The following is an 18,030-nucleotide window of genomic DNA, read 5'->3' as shown; positions in this document are numbered from 1 at the left end:
GCGGTGTGACCGACGCCACCTCGCTCGACACGACCTGGCTGGACGCCACCGCACAGGCCGAGCTGGTCCGCACCGGCCGGGCCACGCCCGCGGAGCTCGTCGACGCCGCGATCGAGCGGATCGAGCGGGTGAACCCGCGGCTGGATTCGGTGATCCGCGAGCGGTTCGACGCCGCCCGCGCGGAGGCCGCGGGCGACCTGCCCGACGGGCCGTTCCGCGGCGTGCCGATCCTGCTCAAGGACCTCGGCTGCCACGTGGCCGGTGAGGCGACGCACTACGGCACGTCGTTCCTGCGCGACGCCGACGTCCGCTGGCCCGTCGACAGCCACCTCGCCGCCCGCTTCCGCGCCGCGGGGTTCGTCGTCCTCGGCCGCACGAACGTGCCGGAGTTCGGGACGACGATCACCACGGAGCCGGCCGCCAACCCCCCGGCACGCAACCCGTACGACACCGACCGCTCCACCGGCGGCTCCAGCGGAGGGTCGGCGGCCGCGGTCGCCGCCGGGCTGGTGCCGGTCGCCCACGCCACCGACGGCGGCGGCTCGATCCGCATCCCCGCGGCGGAGTGCGGCCTGGTCGGGCTCAAGCCCACACGGGCTCGGGTCAGCCAGGGGCCGGAGGTGGGGGAGAGCTGGGCCGGCGCCACCATCGACGGCGTCGTCACCCGCACGGTGCGCGACACCGCCGCCGTCCTCGACGCCATCAGCGGCCCCATGCCCGGTGACCCGTACGCCGCCCCGCCGCTGCTTCGACCGCTCGCCGAGGAGGTCGGGGCGCCGGTGGGCCGGCTCCGCGTCGGGCTGCTGGACGCCGAGCCGGGGGAGCAGTACCTCCGCGATCCCGCCTGCCGGGCCGCGGTGGAGCGCACCGGCCGGCTGCTCGCCGACCTCGGGTGCGACGTGGAGCCCGGGACGCCGGGCGCGATGTTCGACCCCGAGTTCCCCCGCTGGTTCACCAGCACCATCGCGGCGGACGTCGCGCTGACCCTCTCCGCGTTCGAGCGGTCGCTCGGCCGGCCGATCGAGGACGCGGAGCTGGAGCCGCGCAACCAGATGTACCGGGCCGTGGGCCGCAAGCTCTCCGCCGAGCGCTACCTGGGCGCCCGCACGTGGCTCGGCTCCTGGAGCCGCCGGATGGCGCAGTGGTGGGCACCGCGGGAGCACGGCGGCGAGGGCTTCGACCTGCTCGTCACCCCCACGATCGCCGCGCCACCGCCGGAGCTCGGCTGGTTCACCGCGGCCGGCGAGAAGGAGGAGGGGCGGCGGATCAACAGCCTCATGCCCTACACCTCCCAGTTCAACGTCACCGGTCAGCCGGCGGTCAGCCTGCCGCTGCACCGGACCGGACAGGGGCTGCCCGTCGGCGTCCAGCTCGTCGCCGCCGTCGGGCGGGAGGATCTGCTGGTCCGCGTGGCGGCCGCGCTGGAGCAGGCGGCGCCGTGGGCCGACCACCGGCCGCCGGTGTCGGCGTGAACGGGGGCTCGTACTTCCTGGTGCTGCTCACCGCGGCACCGGGCGCGGGACCCCGCCGCCCCGACCACGAGACCTTCGTCGACTCGCTCGTCGACCGGCAGCTGGTGCTGCTGGGCGGCCCGCTGGGGGAGGGCGACGCCGCCTACGTCCTCCGCTGCGGCTCCCTGGCCGAGGCGCGCGACGTCGTCGCGGCGGACCCGCTGGTGACCTCCGGCGCCTGCGCCGCGGCCGTGACGCCCTGGGACCTCGTCGGCGTGGACCTGCGGCTGGTGGACCCCGATCTGGTCGTCGACGACGGGTGACCGGCGGGCCGCCCGACCGCGCCCGCCCGGCCGGCCGCCGGTCCGCCTAGACTCGTGCGGCCACGGGGTGTGGCGCAGCTTGGTAGCGCACCTGCTTTGGGAGCAGGGGGCCGCAGGTTCAAATCCTGTCACCCCGACCGGGCGAGCGCGAGGCCCGCATCCCGCCACCGCGCGCGTGCCCCCGACGTCTCTAGACTCGGGGGTCGACCCGGCGTCACGAGTTCGTGCGGACGCCTGCACACCACTGTCTCACCGAGGAGCACTGCCGCTGTGAAGAGCACCATCGAGGAACTGGGCCCCACGCGGGTCCGGATGGCGATCGAGGTGCCGTGGGGGGACCTGGACCACGCCTTCGGTGAGGTCTACAAGGAGCTGGGCAAGCAGGTCCGCGTCCCCGGGTTCCGCCCCGGCAAGGTGCCCAACCGCGTGCTCGACCAGCGCCTCGGCCGCCCCGTGGTCCTGGAGCAGGTCGTCCAGCACGCGGTCCCGGAGATCTACTCCGAGGTCATCCGCGAGAACCAGGTCCGCGTCCTGGGCCAGCCCGACATCGAGGTGACCCGCCTCGACGACAACGACACCCTCGCCTTCACCGCCGAGGTCGACGTCGCCCCGCAGCTCGAGCTGCCGGCCCTCGACTCCCTGGCCGTGACCGTCGACGACGTCGAGGTCACCGACGAGGAGGTCGACCAGCAGATCTCCGTCATGCGCGAGCGCTTCGGCATGCTCACCGGTGTCGAGCGCGCCGCGCAGGACGGCGACTTCGTCTCCATCGACCTCGAGGCCACGCTCGACGGCGAGGTCCTCGAGGACGGCTCGACCACGGGCATGTCCTACGAGGTCGGCTCGGGCAACCTCATGGAGGGCCTCGACGACGCCGTCCGCGGGCTGTCCGCCGACGAGTCGAAGACCTTCCAGACCGCGCTCCTCTCGGGCCCCGACGCCGGCCAGCTGGCCGACGTCACCGTCACCGTCCGCTCGGTGAAGGAGAAGGAGCTGCCGGAGCTGGACGACGACTTCGCGCAGACCGCCAGCGAGTTCGACACCCTCGAGGAGCTGCGGGAGGACGCCCGCACCCGGCTGGCCCGCACCAAGGTGATCCAGCAGGGCGCCCAGGCCCGCGACAAGCTGGTCGAGCACCTCATCGAGACCGTCGAGGTGCCGATCCCCGAGAACCTGGTCGAGCGCGAGGTGCAGTGGCGCAACCAGGCCTTCGAGCGCGAGCTCGCCCAGGCCGGCATGGACTGGGATGCGTTCCTGCAGATGTCGGGCGTGGACAGCCGCGAGGACTACGAGGCCGACCAGCGCAAGAACGTCGAGCAGGCGGTGAAGACGCAGTTCATCCTCGACGCCATCGCCGACGCCCGTGAGGTCACCGTCGCCAACGACGACCTCTCGGCGCAGATCATGGCGCAGGCCCAGCGCAACCGGATGAGCCCGGAGCAGTTCGCCCAGCAGCTGCAGCAGAGCGGCAACATCGCCGAGTTCGTCGCGGACGTCCGCCGCACAAAGACGCTCGCCCAGCTGCTCGAGCAGACGACGATCACCGACGAGTCGGGCCGGACCGTCGACCTCGAGGCCCTGCGGCCGAAGACCGTCCAGGCGGCCGCCGAGGAGACCCCCGCCGAGGAGACCGAGGAGACCCCCGCCGAGGAGACCGAGGAGACCCCCGCCGAGGAGACCGAGGAGGCCCCCGCCGAGGCCGAGGAGATCGGCGTCCAGGCCGTCGCCACCGAGGCCGCCGAAGGGGCGACCGAGGACACCGAGGACGTCAACAAGGCCTGAGCCGTCAGGCCCGCGCGACACCGACGACGCCGTCCCACCTTCCGCAGGTGGGGCGGCGTCGTCGCCGTTCCGGGGCGGCCGCTGCGCCGACGGCGAACACCGCCGCCACGGGGACCGTCCCGTCGCAGGTGCGCGTTAGGGTCGACAGGACTCAGGCGATCGCCGGGGGGTACCGCTCCCCGGCGGGCCGTTCCGGGCCTGCACCACACCGAGACCGACTGCCACGACACGCGTCCTACGGAGGTCACCGCACCCGTGAGCACCACCGACCCGAACCTGGCCAGTGCGCCGCTGCTGCGCGCCAACGGCGGGGGGATGAACCTCGGCGACTCGGTCTACGAGCGCCTGCTGCGCGAGCGCATCATCTTCCTGGGCACCCAGGTCGACGACGTCATCGCCAACCAGCTGGCCGCCCAGATGCTCCTGCTGTCCGCGGAGGACCCGAAGCGGGACATCCACCTCTACATCAACTCGCCCGGCGGCTCGGTCAGCGCCGGTATGGCCATCTACGACACGATGCAGTTCATCGACTGCGACGTCGCCACCTACGGCATGGGCCTGGCCGCCTCGATGGGCCAGTTCCTGCTCACCGCCGGCACCAAGGGCAAGCGCTACGCCCTGCCGCACGCGCGGATCATGATGCACCAGCCCTCGGCCGGCGTCGGCGGCACCGCGGCCGACATCGCCATCCAGGCCGACCTGTTCCGCCGCACCAAGCGGGAGCTCAACGAGCTGCAGTCATTCCACACCGGTCAGAGCGTCGAACAGATCGAGAAGGACGCCGACCGCGACCGCTGGTTCACCGCGCAGGAGGCGCTCGAGTACGGCTTCGTCGACCACGTCGTCAGCCGTGCCGCGATGACCGACAGCGCCAACCCGGTCTCCGACAACTGAGCGCCCGAGGACACAGACAGATGAGCTTCCAGATGCCCTCCAGCCGGTACATCCTGCCCTCCTTCGTGGAGCGCACGAGCTACGGCATGAAGGAGTCCAACCCCTACAACAAGCTCTTCGAGGAGCGCATCATCTTCCTCGGCGTGCAGATCGACGACGCGTCGGCCAACGACGTGATGGCGCAGCTGATCACGCTCGAGTCGGCCGACCCGGACCGCGACATCACCATCTACATCAACTCGCCCGGTGGCTCCTTCACCTCGCTGATGGCCATCTACGACACGATGATGTTCGTCCGGCCCGACATCCAGACCGTCTGCATGGGCCAGGCCGCCTCGGCCGCCGCCGTCCTGCTCGCGGCCGGGACGCCGGGCAAGCGGCTCGCGCTGCCGTACTCCCGCGTGCTGATCCACCAGCCCTCGGGCGAGGCCGGCGGTCAGGTCTCCGACCTGGAGATCCACGCCGCCGAGATCCAGCGGGTCCGCACGCAGATGGAGGAGATCCTGGCGCGGCACACCGGCCGGACCGCCGACCAGGTCCGCGCCGACATCGACCGCGACAAGATCCTGACCGCTCCGGAGGCCAAGGAGTACGGGATCGTCGACCAGGTGATCCAGAGCCGGAAGCTGAACGCCCTCCCCACCTCCTGATCCGGTACGGGCCGGGGACGCGCGGGACGCGTGTTCGGCCCGTACCGTCGGGGGTCCGAGGGCACGACGGGACAGAAGAGGAACGGCCTCGGGCGATCCGGGTGAGTCATTGCCCGGACCGACCGGAGGCGGCGGGTACGTTCGGCGGACGCCCGATCCCCGGCCTGCACCGCCGGGAGGAGAGCTTCGCGGGGCAGCCTGTCAGCGAGGCCGAGCAGGGGCAGAAGACAAGCAAGCAGGGTCCAACCCGCGGGTACCTGACACCAGGACCGGCGACTGTCGAGGTGGAGGTCAGCAGGTGGCACGAATCGGTGAGAGCGGTGATCTGCTCAAGTGCTCGTTCTGCGGCAAGAGCCAGAAGCAGGTCAAGAAGCTCATCGCTGGCCCCGGGGTCTACATCTGCGACGAGTGCATCGACCTCTGCAACGAGATCATCGAGGAAGAGCTCTCGGAGTCGTCGGACCTGAAGTTCGACGAGCTGCCCAAGCCCAAGGAGATCCACGACTTCCTCGACCAGTACGTCATCGGCCAGGACAAGGCCAAGAAGACGCTCTCGGTCGCGGTCTACAACCACTACAAGCGGATCCAGGCCGGCGGTGACCGCGCCTCCCGCGAGGACGCCGTCGAGCTGGCGAAGTCCAACATCCTGCTGATCGGTCCCACCGGCTGCGGCAAGACGCACCTCGCGCAGACCCTGGCCCGGATGCTGAACGTCCCGTTCGCCATCGCCGACGCCACGGCCCTCACCGAGGCCGGCTACGTGGGTGAGGACGTCGAGAACATCCTGCTGAAGCTGATCCAGGCCGCCGACTACGACGTCAAGCGCGCCGAGACCGGCATCATCTACATCGACGAGGTCGACAAGATCGCCCGCAAGAGCGAGAACCCGTCGATCACCCGCGACGTCTCCGGCGAGGGCGTGCAGCAGGCGCTGCTGAAGATCCTCGAGGGGACGACGGCGTCGGTGCCGCCGCAGGGTGGCCGCAAGCACCCGCACCAGGAGTTCATCCAGATCGACACCACCAACGTGCTGTTCATCGTGGGTGGCGCGTTCGCCGGCCTGGAGCAAGTCATCGAGGCCCGCGCGGGCAAGCAGGGCATCGGCTTCGCCGGGGAGATCCGCGGCAAGCAGGAGATCGAGGACGCCAACGCCTTCGCCGAGGTCATGCCCGAGGACCTGCTGAAGTTCGGCATGATCCCCGAGTTCATCGGCCGGCTCCCGGTGATCACCAGCGTCCGCAAGCTGGACCGCCAGGCGCTGATCAACATCCTGACCCAGCCGAAGAACGCCCTGGTGCGCCAGTACCGGAAGCTGTTCGAGCTCGACGGCGTGGAGCTGGAGTTCACCGACGACGCGCTCGAGGCCGTCGCCGACCAGGCGATCCTCCGCGGCACCGGCGCCCGCGGGCTCCGCGCGATCATGGAGGAGGTGCTCCAGTCGGTGATGTACGACATCCCCAGCCGCGAGGACGTCGCCTCCGTGGTGATCACCAAGGAGGTCGTGCTGGAGCACGTCAACCCGACGATCGTGCCGCGCAAGCCCACCCGCGCCCCCCGCGAGAAGTCGGCCTGATCCGCAGCTGAGTGAACGCCAGAGGCCCAGAATCCACCGGGTTCTGGGCCTCTGGCGTTCAGCGCTCCACCAGCCGGCGCCGGACGACGGCGAGCCCGGCCCCGGCCCCGGGGGGCGGGCTCGCCGCGTCGCCGGCCCGGTCGCCGGCATCCCGCGTTGCCGGCCCGGTCGCGGGATTGCCGCGTTCCCGCCCCGGCCGCGGTCTCCCGAGTGCCAGCAGCGCGGCCCAGGCCGTGGCTGCCGGTGGAGCGATGACCCCGGACGCGACATTCGCGCTCATCGAATGTCCGTCTGAGGGGCATTGCCCAGGCGATGGCGGTAGATCTCGGCGATCTGGGCGCGGCAACCCGTCGGATCCGAGGTGGCCCGTCGGTAGCTGAAACGCAAGGTCTGCCAGCCGAGGACGGCCAGGGTGGCGTCCCGGCGCAGGTCGCGTTTCCGTGCCTCCTCGGAGCCGTGGAAGGCAGCACCGTCCAGTTCGACCGCCAGCAGGACCTCGGGCCAGGCGGCATCGAGGAGGACGGGCCCGTCGGGTAGGTGCACCCGGTGCTGACGCCGGCACTCCGGCAGCCCGGGGACGGCGAGGATGTGCTGGAGGCCGAAGATCTCCAGCTCGCTGCGGCTCCCGCCGGCGACGAGCCGAAGCAACTCGTGCAGCGCCGCCCGCCCGGGCAGGTTGGGACGGCGGTCCAGCTCGGCCGCCACCTGGGTCGGCTGCACGCTTCGTCGCTGCACCGCACGCAGCACCGCTGCCCGGGCCAGGCCGGGGGAGGCCCGCATCGCCGTGGTGCGGTGGGCGTCACCCCAGGTGTCCACCAGCGCCCGGCTCGCCGGTGTCGTCACCAGCCCTCGCGCGGTGGTCAGCCCGCACGGCAACCGGCTCCGGTGCACGCGCAGCCACGGTGCCGAGCGCACCCTCGATCCCGGCGGCACCGTGACGTGCAACCGGGTGTACTCCTCCACGAGGCCGTGGACGGCCAGTGCGCTCCAGTGGCTGAGCGGCCCTCCGCAGTAGGAGGCGGCTGCGTGAGCGCGCACCGTCCAGTCGTCGACCAGGTCCGGCACGGTGACCCACCCGGGGTGCAGCTGCACGAGGCGGCCGCCGGCCAGCCAGCGCCCGATGGTGCGCGGTGCCACGAACCGCGACAGGGTCGCCGTCGACGACATGCGGGTCGGCCCGAGCAGCTCGAGGACTTCGTGCACGGCCACAGCGTGGGGGATGGCAGGCCCACGTCCGTGTCCAGCGCCTTCAGCTGTGGACAACCCCCGCGGCGTTGTCCGGACAGCGGACATTCCGGGGGACCGGATGTCGCGCTGAGGGACAACGTCCAGCGAGTGCCGGTGGTGCCGGTGGCGCGGGTGGCGCGGGTGGCGCGGGTGGCGGGGGCGAAGATGGCGACGGGTGGGGATCGGCGCGACGCGGCGCTAGCGTCCACGGGGTGACGCGGTACGTGGTCCTGCTGCGGGCGGTGAACCTGGGCGCCACCCGCCGCGTCTCCATGCCCAGGCTGCGGGAGGTCCTGACCGCGCGCGGGTACGGCGCCGTCCGCACCCACCTCGCCAGCGGGAACGTGCTGCTCGAGAGCCCGTTGCCCGAGGCCGAGCTCGCCGCCGATGTGTCCGTGGCGATCGCGGAGCACTTCGCGCTCGACGTCCCCGTCGTCGTCCGGACGGCGGAGGAGCTGGCCGGGGTGCGCGCCGCCGATCCGCTCGGACACATCGCTACCAACCCGGCGCGCTACTCGGTCACCTTCTACGCCCAGCCGCTCGACCTTGAGCGCGTGGCGGCACTTCCGCCGACCGACGGCTGGCAGTACGTGCCACGAGGCCGCGAGGTGTACGTCTGGCGGCCCGATGGCTTGGAGAGCGATCGCAGGACCGAGCGAACCTGGGCCCAGCTGCTCGGCGCCGCGGGCACCAACCGCAACTGGAACACGGTGCGCAAGCTCGTCGAGCTCACCCGCTGAACGATCCGAGGCGATGTACGCCGAGGGCGCGTTCCCAGCGGGAGAACGCGCCCTCGGCGCACTTCACTCGGGGGGCAGGCCCCGCATGCAGGGAGATCAGCCCTCGGCGACCTCGGCGAGGACGACGTCGACGGTGAGCTCGCCCTCGCCCGGGCGCACGGTCAGCGTGCGGATGCGCCCGGCGTCGACGAGGTCCGACTGCCCGGCCTCGACCAGGGGCAGCCGGTCGGACGCCACCGTGACCGTCGCCGTCTCCACCTCGGCCCGCATCGACTGCTTGGCGTCGGACTTCGCCTTGCGCACCGCGGCCAGCGCCGCCGCCGTCACCGCGACGATCGCCGGGTCGCCGTCGGCCGGCAGCTCGGACGCGGCCGGCCACGCCGCGCGGTGCACCGAGCCGGTCTGCCACCAGGACCAGACCTCCTCGGTGGCGAACGGCAGCACCGGTGCGAACAGCCGCAGCTGGACGTCGAGCGCGACCGCCAGCGCCGCCTGGGCGGAGGTCGCCGCGTCGCCCGAGCCGTAGGCGCGGGACTTCACCAGCTCCACGTAGTCGTCGCAGAACGACCAGAAGAACGCCTCGGTGACCTCGAGCGCGCGCGTGTAGTTGTAGGACTCCAGCGCCGCCGTGGCGTCCTCCACCACGGCGGCCAGCCCGGTGAGCAGCGCGCGGTCGATCGGCTGGGTCACCTGGTCGGCGGTCAGCGAGGCCGAGGCGCCCAGGCCCAGCACGAACTTGCCGACGTTGAGGATCTTCATCGCCAGGCGCCGGCCCACCTTCATCTGCGCCTCGTCGAACGGCGAGTCCGCACCCGGCCGCGCCCCGGCGGCCCGCCATCGCACCGCGTCGGTGCCGTACCGCTCCAGGACGTCGATCGGCGTCGTCGCGTTGCCCTTGGACTTCGACATCTTCTTGCGGTCGGGGTCGACCACGAAGCCGGAGATGGTGGCGTGCGTCCAGGGCACGGTGCCGTGCTCGAAGTGCGCCCGCACGACGGTGGAGAACAGCCAGGTCCGGATGATGTCGTGCGCCTGCGGCCGCTGGTCCATCGGGAAGACCTTGGCGAACAGCTCCGGGTCGGTGTCCCAGCCCGAGGCCACCTGCGGCGAGAGCGACGACGTCGCCCAGGTGTCCATGACGTCCGGGTCGGCCATGAACCCGCCCGGGTTCCCGCGCTGCGACTCCTCGAAGCCCGGCGGCACGTCGGACGACGGGTCGACCGGCAGCGACTCCGCGGCGGCCAGGATCGGGTTCTCGAAGTCCGGCTCGCCGGCCTCGTCGAGGCGGTACCAGACCGGGAAGGGGACGCCGAAGAAGCGCTGGCGGCTGATCAGCCAGTCGCCGTTGAGGCCCTCCACCCAGTTGTCGTAGCGGTGCCGCATGTGCTCGGGCACCCACTGGATCTCCCGGCCGCGGGCGACCAGGGCGTCGCGCAGGTCGGCGTCCCGGCCGCCGTTGCGGATGTACCACTGGCGGGTGGTGACGATCTCCAGCGGGCGCTCGCCCTTCTCGAAGAACTTCACCGGGTGGGTGATCGGCCGGGGGTCGCCCTCGAGGTCGCCGGACTCGCGCAGCATCTCCACGATCCGCTGCTGGGCGCTGAAGACGGTCTTCCCGGCGAGCTCCGCGTACGGCCCGGCGGGGACGTCGGCCGGCGGGTCGGCCAGGAGCCGGCCGTCCCAGCCCACGATCGCCCGGGTCGGCAGCTGCAGCTCGCGCCACCAGGTGACGTCGTTGAGGTCGCCGAAGGTGCAGATCATCGCGATGCCCGAGCCCTTGTCCGGCTCGGCGAGGCGGTGCGCGACCACCGGCACCTCGACGTCGAACAGCGGCGTCCGGACCGTCGTCCCGAACAGCGGCTGGTAGCGCTCGTCGTCGGGGTGGGCGACCAGGGCGACGCACGCCGGGATCAGCTCGGGCCGGGTGGTCTCGATGAAGACCGGGCCGTCGGGGCCCGAGAACCCGATTCGGTGGTAGGCGCCGGGGCGCTCGCGGTCCTCCAGCTCGGCCTGGGCGACGGCGGTGCGGAAGGTGACGTCCCAGAGGGTCGGCGCCTCCTGCGCGTAGGCCTCACCGCGGGCCAGGTTGCGCAGGAACATCCGCTGCGCGGTGGCCCGGGAGGACTCAGAGATCGTCCGGTAGACGTTGGTCCAGTCCACCGACAGGCCGACGCGGCGCCACAGCTTCTCGAACTCGGCCTCGTCGTCCTCGGTCAGCTGCATGCACAGCTCGACGAAGTTGCGGCGCGAGATCGGGACCTGGTCCTTGCCGGGCTTCGCGGGCGGCTCGAAGGACGGGTCGTAGGGCAGCCCCGGGTCGCAGCGCACGCCGTAGTAGTTCTGCACCCGCCGCTCGGTGGGCAGGCCGTTGTCGTCCCAGCCCATCGGGTAGTAGACGTGCTTGCCGCGCATCCGCTGGTAGCGGGCGACGATGTCGGTGTGGGTGTAGCTGAAGACGTGCCCCACGTGCAGCGAACCGCTGGCGGTCGGCGGGGGCGTGTCGATCGACCAGATCCGTTCGCGCGGTGCGGCCAGCGCGGCATCGCGGTCGAAGCCGTAGGTGTCCTCGGCCGCCCAGCGGCCGATCCACTTCTCCTCGAGCCCGTCGACGGTCGGCTTGTCGGGTACGCCGACGGTCGCAGCCGGGGCAGTCGTGTCCGGGGTCGCGATGTCGGGAACCATGCCGCTCATCCTAGGAAGGGCGGGCAACGGGCTTCCGCCCCGCCGGGGAACGCTGCGCCGGTGTCGTCCGTGGAGATGACGTGGACACGCTGCGCCTGCTGCTCAACCTCGTCTGGCTGGTCCTCCAGGGCTGGATCCTCGCGCTGGCCTACCTGCTGGCCGGGGTCATCGCCTGCCTGCTGGTCGTGACCATCCCGTTCGGCATCGCCTCGTTCCGGCTGGCCGGCTTCGTCGTCTGGCCGTTCGGGCGGACGACGGTGCGCGCACCGGGCGTGGGCGTCGCGTCGGCGATCGGCAACCTGCTGTGGTTCCTCGTCGCCGGCTGGTGGCTCGCCCTCCTGCACGTGGTCGCGGGCATCGGGTTCTGCCTCACGATCATCGGGATCCCCTTCGGTATCGCCTCGTTCAAGCTGGCCGCCGTCGGCCTGTTCCCGCTCGGCAAGCGGGTAGTCGAGACGGCGTCGCCGAGCGACTGGCGGCACGCGGGTGGTGGCGTGGTCGGCGGCCCACCCCCGCGGCGCGCCGGGGCCTGGTGAGCGGCTGGCATCCTTGACCGGGTGAGCAGCAGCACCGGTGACATGGCCCGGGTCGAGAACGAGCTGCTGGCCCGGTGGCCGGAGAGCCGGCTGGAGCCGTCGCTCATCCGCATCAGCGCGCTGGTCGACCTGCTCGGGTCCCCGCACCGCGCCATGCCGGTCGTGCAGGTGGCGGGCACCAACGGCAAGACGACGACGGCGCGGATGATCGACGAGCTGCTGCGCGGCTTCGGCCTGCGCGTCGGCCGGTTCACCAGCCCGCACCTGGAGTCGATCCGCGAGCGCATCGTCCTCGACGGGGAGCCGGTGAGCGCCGAGCGCTTCGTCGAGACCTACGAGGACATCGCGCCCTACGTGCAGATGGTCGACGCCGCGGGGGAGACCCCGATGAGCTTCTTCGAGGTCATGGTCGGCATGGCCTACGCCCTGTTCGCCGACGCGCCGGTCGACGTCGCCGTCATCGAGGTGGGCATGGGCGGCACCTGGGACGCCACCAACGTGGCCGACGCCCGCGTCGCCGTCGTCACCCCGGTGGACCTCGACCACGCGGAGTACCTGGGCCCCGACGTCGCGACGATCGCGGGGGAGAAGGCCGGGATCATCGCCGCCGACTCGATCGCCGTCCTCGCCCACCAGCAGCCGGGTGCGCTGGACGCACTCGTGCGCCGCGCCGTGGAGGTGGAGGCGGTGGTCGCCCGCGAGGGCACCGAGTTCGGCGTGCTGGAGCGGCGGGTCGCCGTCGGCGGGCAGCAGGTGCGCCTGCAGGGCCTCGGCGGCGAGTACGAGGAGGTCTTCCTCCCGCTGTTCGGTGCCCACCAGGCGCAGAACGCGGTGACGGCGCTGGCCGCGGTCGAGGCGTTCCTCGGCGCGGGCGCGGCGACCGGGCCGATCGAGCAGGAGCCCGTCCGCGCCGCGTTCGCCGCCGTGCGCTCGCCCGGCCGGCTGGAGCGGGTGCGCACCAGCCCGACCGTGCTGGTCGACGCCGCGCACAACCCGGCCGGCATGCGGGCGACGGTCGAGGCGGTCCGCGAGTCCTTCGACTTCACCCGGCTCGTCGGCGTGGTCGGCTGCGTGCACGGCAAGGACGTCGCCGGGATGCTCGCCGCGCTGGAGGAGATCTGCGCGGAGCTCGTCGTCACCCAGAACAGCTCGCCGCGCGCGATGCAGGCTGACGCGCTCGGCGCCCTGGCCGTCGACGTCTTCGGCGCCGACCGGGTGAGCGTCCAACCGGCGCTCCCCGAGGCGCTCACCGAGGCGGTCGAGCTGGCCGAGGCCGGTCCGGACGACGCCCTCGGCGGCTCGGGCGTGCTGGTGACCGGCAGCGTGATCACCGCCGGTGAGGCGCGCACGCTCATGGGGCGGGGCTCGCGGTGACCGCTGCCGACCCGCCCCGGGCCGCCAAGGCCCTGCGCGGGGCCGCCGCCGCGGTGCTGGTGCTCGAGGGCATCGCGGTGCTGTTCGTGCCCCGCGGCATCGCCCAGACCGACGAGGGGCTCGGCGGGGGGCTGCTCGCGCTGCTGCTCGTGCTGGCCCTCGTCCTGATCCTCGGCAGCGGGATCCAGCGCCGCCCGCGCGGGCTGGTGATAGGCACGGCGCTGCAGGTACCCCTGCTGGCGACCGGGCTGATCAACGGGGTCATGTGGTTCGTGGCGGGGGCGTTCCTGCTCATCTGGGCCTACCTCCTGCAGGTGCGCAAGGAGCTGGTCGGCACCGCGTTCGGCACCGTGGAGGCGCCGGACCGCACCGACGGCGGCGGGAGCGCCACGCCCACCCCGTAGGCTGCCGCCCCGTGACCGAACGCACCCTCGTCCTCGTCAAGCCCGACGGCGTCTCCCGCGGCCTGGTCGGCGAGGTGATCACGCGGCTCGAGCGCAAGGGCCTGCGCCTGGTCGCCGCCGAGCTGCGCACCCTGGACCGGGAGACCGCCGAGACCCACTACGCCGAGCACCGCGAGCGGCCGTTCTTCGCCGACCTCGTCGAGTTCATCACCGGCGGCCCGCTGATGGCGCTGGTCGTCGAGGGGCCGCGGGCCATCGAGGCTTTCCGCGCCCTGGCCGGCGCGACCGACCCGGTGAAGGCGGGGCCGGGCACCATCCGCGGCGACTTCGCCCTCGAGGTGCAGAACAACATCGTGCACGGCTCCGACTCGCCCGAGTCCGCCGCGCGCGAGGTGCGGCTCTTCTTCCCCGACCTCGGCTGACCGCCGCTGGGATCAGGGCCCCTGATCATCGAGCGTCCTCCCTCACCGCGCACCGTGAGGGAGGACGCTCCACGATCAGGGAAGCTGATCATGGGGTAACCGGCGGGGATCAGGCGTCGGCGTCGCCCTCATCGGGGGCGGTCCAGGCCAGGTGCCAGTAGGAGAGCAGCCCGGCGGCGAGCCACAGCAGGAAGCCGAGGCAGAGCGCCAGCGCCACGTGGTCGCTCAGCGCCACCACCGTGACGCCGCCGCTCCACGCCAGGAAGTGCATCGCCGTCGCCGGCCACGCCATCGCGGTGAACGAGCGGTCGCGCAGCCGCAGCTGGTGCTCGTCGAGGGACCGGGCGCTCCGGTCGAACACCCCGCGGATGCCCGCGTTGAGCACCGAGTGCAGCGGGATGAAGCCGAGCATCCCCACCGTCCAGGCGACGTAGTAGGTCGTCGTCCACCCCTGGTCGGTGGCCGCCGCGGCGAGCGTCGCCGCGAGCAGTGTGACGAACAGCGCGACCTGGGCGAGGACCGCCCGCCGGCGCACGCGGCGGGTCCGCGCCCACGCCCACCGGCCATCGTCGAAGGTGCGGGCCAGGTAGGTCTGGGCGGGGGAGATGCTCATGACATCCTCCTGAGCAGTTCCTCGCTGAGCGAGGGCAGCGGGTCGAGCGAGAACACCGCCTCGACCGGCAGGTCGAAGAAGCGGGCGATGCGCAGGGCCAGGGCCAGCGACGGGCTGTACTCGCCGCGCTCCACGTAGCCGATCGTCTGGGGGTGGACCCCGACGGCGTCCGCGAGCTCCTTCCGGCTCACGCCGCGGTCGGCCCGGAGGACTGCGATGCGGTCGTGGACCTTGTCCGCCTCGGACTTCGGCTGTCGCCCCATGCGACGAAACGTAGCATTAATACAAAAGTTCGCCCAGTCTCCGTCATCCTGGCTCACCTGGTGTGGTCCTGGCTCCCCGTCGACGCTGAGCCAGGACCCCTGTCGATCAGGTGACCTGATCACCATGGGCCGGACGCCGCGGCGGCTACCCTGGACGGGTCATGACTGGTGAGACCCTCTACCCCCGCCTCGAGCCGCTGCTGGCCCAGATCCAGAAGCCGATCCAGTACGTCGGCGGCGAGCTCAACGCCCAGACCAAGCCGTGGGAGTCCGCGGCCGTGCACTGGGCGCTCATGTACCCCGACGCCTACGAGGTGGGGCTGCCGAACCAGGGCCTGATGATCCTGTACGAGGTGCTCAACGAGCGCCCCGACGCCCTGGCCGAGCGCACCTACGCCGTCTGGCCCGACCTCGCCGCCCTCATGCGCGAGCACGGCGTCCCGCAGTTCACCGTCGACGGCCACCGCTCGGTGCGCGACTTCGACCTGCTGGGGGTCAGCTTCGCGACGGAGCTCGGCTACACCAACCTGCTCGAGGCGCTCGACCTCGCCGGGGTCCCGCTGCACGCGGTGGACCGCGACGAGACCCACCCGGTCGTCGTCGCCGGCGGGCACGCCGCCTTCAACCCCGAGCCGGTCGCGGACTTCGTCGACTGCGCGGTCCTCGGCGACGGCGAGCAGGCCGTCGGCGACATCACCGACGTCGTCAAGGCGTGGAAGGCGCAGGGGCGCCCCGGTGGCCGCGAGGAGCTGCTCGCCCGGCTCTCCCGGGTCGACGGCGTCTACGTGCCGCGCTTCTACGCCTTCTCCTACGGGCCGGACGGCACCATCGCCGCCGTCACCCGCACCCGTGACGACGTGCCCGTCAAGGTCGGCAAGCGCACCGTCATGGACCTCGACGAGTGGCCCTACCCGAAGCAGCCCCTGGTGCCGCTGGCCGAGAGCGTGCACGAGCGGATGAGCGTGGAGATCTTCCGCGGCTGCACCCGCGGCTGCCGCTTCTGCCAGGCCGGGATGATCACCCGCCCGGTGCGCGAGCGGACGATCACCGGCATCGGCTCGATGGTCGAGCAGGGGCTGAAGGCGACCGGGTACGAGGAGGTCGGGCTGCTCAGCCTGTCCAGCGCCGACCACTCCGAGATCGGCCAGGTCGCCAAGCAGCTCGCCGACCGCTACGAGGGCACCAACATCAGCCTCAGCCTGCCCAGCACCCGGGTCGACGCCTTCAACGTCACCCTGGCCAACGAGCTCTCCCGCAACGGGCGGCGCAGCGGTCTGACGTTCGCCCCCGAGGGCGGCAGCGAGCGCATCCGCCGGGTCATCAACAAGACGGTGTCCAAGGAGGACCTCGTCCGCACGGTGACGACGGCGTACGCCAACGGCTGGACGCAGGTGAAGCTCTACTTCATGTGCGGGCTGCCGACCGAGACCGACGAGGACGTGCTGGAGATCGCCGAGCTCGCGGTCGAGGTCATCCGCGCCGGCCGGGAGGCCAGCGGCCGCAAGGACATCCGCTGCACCGTCTCCATCGGCGGCTTCGTGCCCAAGCCGCACACGCCCTTCCAGTGGGCGGCCCAGGCCAGCGCCGACACCATCGACTCCCGGCTCAGGCTCCTCCGGCAGGCCATCAACAGCGATCGCCGCATCGGCCGCTCCATCGGCCTGCGTTACCACGACGGCAAGCCCGGCGTGATCGAGGGCTTGCTCTCCCGCGGTGACCGCCGGGTCGGCCGCGTCATCGAGCGGGTGTGGCGCGAGGGCGGGAAGTTCGACGGCTGGAGCGAGCACTTCTCCTTCGAGCGCTGGACGCAGGCCGCGGCCGAGGAGCTTCCGGCGTTCGGCGTAGACCTGGACTGGTACACCACCCGCGAGCGCACCGAGCACGAGATCCTGCCCTGGGACCACCTGGACTCCGGTCTGGACAAGGAGTGGCTCTGGGAGGACTGGCAGGAGGCGCTCTCCGAGGAGGAGGTCGCCGACTGCCGGTGGACCCCCTGCTACGACTGCGGCGTCTGCCCGACGATGGGCACCGAGATCCAGATCGGGCCCACCGGCCGCAGCCTGCTCCCGCTCACCGTCGTCTGATGGCCCGCCAGCCCGACGGCCCACCGCCGCCGCCGACCGTCCAGAAGCTCCGCATCCGCTACGCCAAGCGGGGCCGGCTCCGCTTCGCCTCTCACCGCGACCTGGCCCGTGCCCTCGAGCGGGCGCTGCGCCGGGCGCGGGTGCCGATGGCGTTCTCCGCCGGCTTCAGCCCGCACCCGAAGATCTCCTACCTCGGTGCCGCGCCCACGGGCTCGGCCAGCGAGGCGGAGTACGTGGAGATCGGGCTCGCCGAACGGTGCGACCCCGAGGCGGTGCGGGCCGCGCTGGACGCCGCGCTGCCCGAGGACATCGCCGTCCTGGAATGCGTGGAGGCGGTGCAGGGGACCGGCTCGCTGGCCGACCGGATCGACACCTCCGTCTGGCGGGTGGAGCTGCCCGGCGTGCGGCTGGTGGAGCTCGCCCCGGCGGTGGAGAAGTTCCTGGCGGCCGACGTGGTCACCGTCGCCAAGCGGACCAAGAACGGCCTCAAGGACGTCGACGCCCGCCCCGCCGTCGCCAGCGCTTCGGCGGCGGAGGAGGCAGGTTGTGCCATACTGCACATGGTCGTCCGGCAGGTGACGCCCGCTGTACGACCCGACGACGTGTTGGCCGCCCTGACTGCCGTCGCCGACCTGCGCCCGCCGTTGCCCCCCCGGGCCGTGCGTGAGGCGCAGGGCCGGCTCGACGACACCGGGACCGTGGCCGATCCGCTCGGTCCTGACCGTGCGGCGCGCACCCGCTGCCAGGGGGAGCACGCGACGGTCTGACCGGCGGACGCCCGGAGACCGCGCGCTGTCGAGCGGCACGGCTGCCAGACGTGACGCGCCCGTCCCGGGCCAGCCCGGCCCGGACGCCCAGACCACCGCAGGACCCGCACCACCGCCCCCGGCGTCACCGCGGGACGGGCACCACCGCACACCGGCTCCCTGCCGCGGCAACCGTCGCGCGGGAGCCGCCCACAGACTTCGCAGGGCGAGTTCGTCCGCCACACCCCCGCGGCGGCCCGCCCCGC

17 protein-coding genes and 1 tRNA gene are annotated in these 18,030 nt (G+C 72.4%); 14 read left to right on the top strand and 4 right to left on the bottom strand.

The genetic code is table 11. The features are described from left to right. The first annotated feature begins 5 nt into the window (after window positions 1-5). The 7 genes from QOZ88_RS13920 (at window position 6) to clpX (ending at window position 6,673) form a co-directional block, all read left to right on the top strand. On the top strand, window positions 6-1,472 hold the full coding sequence (locus QOZ88_RS13920) for an amidase (protein ID WP_306000344.1): 1,467 nt from the start codon (window positions 6-8) through the stop codon (window positions 1,470-1,472). Continuing rightward, window positions 1,469-1,774, top strand: a complete 306-nt coding sequence (locus tag QOZ88_RS13915; RefSeq protein ID WP_306000343.1) for a YciI family protein — start codon at window positions 1,469-1,471, stop codon at window positions 1,772-1,774. The genes QOZ88_RS13920 and QOZ88_RS13915 overlap by 4 nt, the downstream gene beginning before the upstream one ends. Before the next feature lie 63 nt (window positions 1,775-1,837). Then, window positions 1,838-1,911: transfer RNA gene (locus tag QOZ88_RS13910), tRNA-Pro, on the top strand. 133 nt (window positions 1,912-2,044) lie between these two features. Then, window positions 2,045-3,556 (top strand): trigger factor, encoded by a 1,512-nt coding sequence (gene tig / locus QOZ88_RS13905; protein WP_306000342.1) that lies wholly within the window; start codon window positions 2,045-2,047, stop codon window positions 3,554-3,556. Window positions 3,557-3,811: 255 nt separating this feature from the next. Next, the gene (locus QOZ88_RS13900) at window positions 3,812-4,450 is read left to right on the top strand and encodes an ATP-dependent Clp protease proteolytic subunit (protein ID WP_374201379.1); all 639 of its coding nucleotides are present in this window, start codon (window positions 3,812-3,814) and stop codon (window positions 4,448-4,450) included. A 20-nt stretch (window positions 4,451-4,470) separates the two neighbouring features. After that, window positions 4,471-5,100 (top strand): ATP-dependent Clp protease proteolytic subunit, encoded by a 630-nt coding sequence (locus QOZ88_RS13895; RefSeq protein WP_306000341.1) that lies wholly within the window; start codon window positions 4,471-4,473, stop codon window positions 5,098-5,100. A gap of 298 nt (window positions 5,101-5,398) precedes the next feature. Further along, on the top strand, window positions 5,399-6,673 hold the full coding sequence (clpX, locus tag QOZ88_RS13890; RefSeq protein WP_091935355.1) for an ATP-dependent Clp protease ATP-binding subunit ClpX: 1,275 nt from the start codon (window positions 5,399-5,401) through the stop codon (window positions 6,671-6,673). Window positions 6,674-6,949: 276 nt separating this feature from the next. Here clpX and QOZ88_RS13885 read toward each other — a convergent pair whose 3' ends face one another. Then, window positions 6,950-7,876 (bottom strand): DUF559 domain-containing protein, encoded by a 927-nt coding sequence (locus tag QOZ88_RS13885; protein WP_306000340.1) that lies wholly within the window; start codon window positions 7,874-7,876, stop codon window positions 6,950-6,952. Window positions 7,877-8,112: 236 nt separating this feature from the next. Here QOZ88_RS13885 and QOZ88_RS13880 point away from each other — a divergent pair, with 236 nt between their 5' ends. Then, window positions 8,113-8,640, top strand: a complete 528-nt coding sequence (locus QOZ88_RS13880; RefSeq protein WP_306000339.1) for a DUF1697 domain-containing protein — start codon at window positions 8,113-8,115, stop codon at window positions 8,638-8,640. A gap of 96 nt (window positions 8,641-8,736) precedes the next feature. Here QOZ88_RS13880 and valS read toward each other — a convergent pair whose 3' ends face one another. Further along, on the bottom strand, window positions 8,737-11,322 hold the full coding sequence (gene valS / locus QOZ88_RS13875; RefSeq protein ID WP_306000338.1) for a valine--tRNA ligase: 2,586 nt from the start codon (window positions 11,320-11,322) through the stop codon (window positions 8,737-8,739). Between the two features lie 80 nt (window positions 11,323-11,402). Between valS and QOZ88_RS13870 the strand changes: the two genes are divergently transcribed. From QOZ88_RS13870 to ndk, 4 genes are read left to right on the top strand one after another with little or no spacing between them, the layout of a single operon-like run. After that, window positions 11,403-11,858 carry a YccF domain-containing protein gene (locus tag QOZ88_RS13870; RefSeq protein WP_306000337.1) on the top strand — a complete coding sequence of 152 codons (456 nt, stop codon included), beginning with the start codon at window positions 11,403-11,405 and terminating at the stop codon, window positions 11,856-11,858. Between the two features lie 21 nt (window positions 11,859-11,879). Beyond that, a complete protein-coding gene (locus tag QOZ88_RS13865; RefSeq protein WP_306000336.1) occupies window positions 11,880-13,232 on the top strand; it encodes a bifunctional folylpolyglutamate synthase/dihydrofolate synthase in 1,353 nt (450 codons plus the stop codon). Next, the gene (locus QOZ88_RS13860) at window positions 13,229-13,636 is read left to right on the top strand and encodes a DUF4233 domain-containing protein (protein ID WP_306000335.1); all 408 of its coding nucleotides are present in this window, start codon (window positions 13,229-13,231) and stop codon (window positions 13,634-13,636) included. The genes QOZ88_RS13865 and QOZ88_RS13860 overlap by 4 nt, the downstream gene beginning before the upstream one ends. Before the next feature lie 11 nt (window positions 13,637-13,647). Then, window positions 13,648-14,058 (top strand): nucleoside-diphosphate kinase, encoded by a 411-nt coding sequence (gene ndk / locus QOZ88_RS13855; RefSeq protein ID WP_306000334.1) that lies wholly within the window; start codon window positions 13,648-13,650, stop codon window positions 14,056-14,058. A gap of 109 nt (window positions 14,059-14,167) precedes the next feature. Here the strand turns inward: ndk and QOZ88_RS13850 are convergent, their stop codons facing one another. Both QOZ88_RS13850 and QOZ88_RS13845 read right to left on the bottom strand, forming a co-directional pair. Continuing rightward, window positions 14,168-14,671, bottom strand: coding sequence for a hypothetical protein (locus QOZ88_RS13850; protein WP_306000333.1), 504 nt, complete (start codon window positions 14,669-14,671; stop codon window positions 14,168-14,170). Beyond that, window positions 14,668-14,934 carry a helix-turn-helix transcriptional regulator gene (locus tag QOZ88_RS13845; protein ID WP_306000332.1) on the bottom strand — a complete coding sequence of 89 codons (267 nt, stop codon included), beginning with the start codon at window positions 14,932-14,934 and terminating at the stop codon, window positions 14,668-14,670. Before QOZ88_RS13845 ends, QOZ88_RS13850 begins: the two co-directional genes overlap by 4 nt. A 161-nt stretch (window positions 14,935-15,095) precedes the next feature. Between QOZ88_RS13845 and QOZ88_RS13840 the strand changes: the two genes are divergently transcribed. Both QOZ88_RS13840 and QOZ88_RS13835 read left to right on the top strand, forming a co-directional pair. Then, window positions 15,096-17,018, top strand: coding sequence for a TIGR03960 family B12-binding radical SAM protein (locus QOZ88_RS13840; protein ID WP_306000331.1), 1,923 nt, complete (start codon window positions 15,096-15,098; stop codon window positions 17,016-17,018). After that, complete coding sequence (locus tag QOZ88_RS13835; RefSeq protein WP_306000330.1) at window positions 17,018-17,785, top strand: TIGR03936 family radical SAM-associated protein; 768 nt, start codon at window positions 17,018-17,020, stop codon at window positions 17,783-17,785. Before QOZ88_RS13840 ends, QOZ88_RS13835 begins: the two co-directional genes overlap by 1 nt. The last annotated feature ends 245 nt before the right edge of the window (window positions 17,786-18,030 follow it).

The organism is Blastococcus carthaginiensis (genome assembly GCF_030731085.1).
GTDB lineage: Bacteria > Actinomycetota > Actinomycetes > Mycobacteriales > Geodermatophilaceae > Blastococcus > Blastococcus carthaginiensis.
This window is presented reverse-complemented; position numbering and strand designations above follow the sequence as displayed.

Bases quoted from the DNA above. Each gene is read 5' to 3' on its own strand.
- QOZ88_RS13850 (WP_306000333.1), bottom strand. From the start codon at position 14,671: ATGAGCATCTCCCCCGCCCAGACCTACCTGGCCCGCACCTTCGACGAT.
- QOZ88_RS13895 (WP_306000341.1), top strand. From the start codon at position 4,471: ATGAGCTTCCAGATGCCCTCCAGCCGGTACATCCTGCCCTCCTTCGTG.
- QOZ88_RS13845 (WP_306000332.1), bottom strand. From the start codon at position 14,934: ATGGGGCGACAGCCGAAGTCCGAGGCGGACAAGGTCCACGACCGCATC.
- valS (WP_306000338.1), bottom strand. From the start codon at position 11,322: ATGGTTCCCGACATCGCGACCCCGGACACGACTGCCCCGGCTGCGACC.
- QOZ88_RS13835 (WP_306000330.1), top strand. From the start codon at position 17,018: ATGGCCCGCCAGCCCGACGGCCCACCGCCGCCGCCGACCGTCCAGAAG.
- QOZ88_RS13840 (WP_306000331.1), top strand. From the start codon at position 15,096: ATGACTGGTGAGACCCTCTACCCCCGCCTCGAGCCGCTGCTGGCCCAG.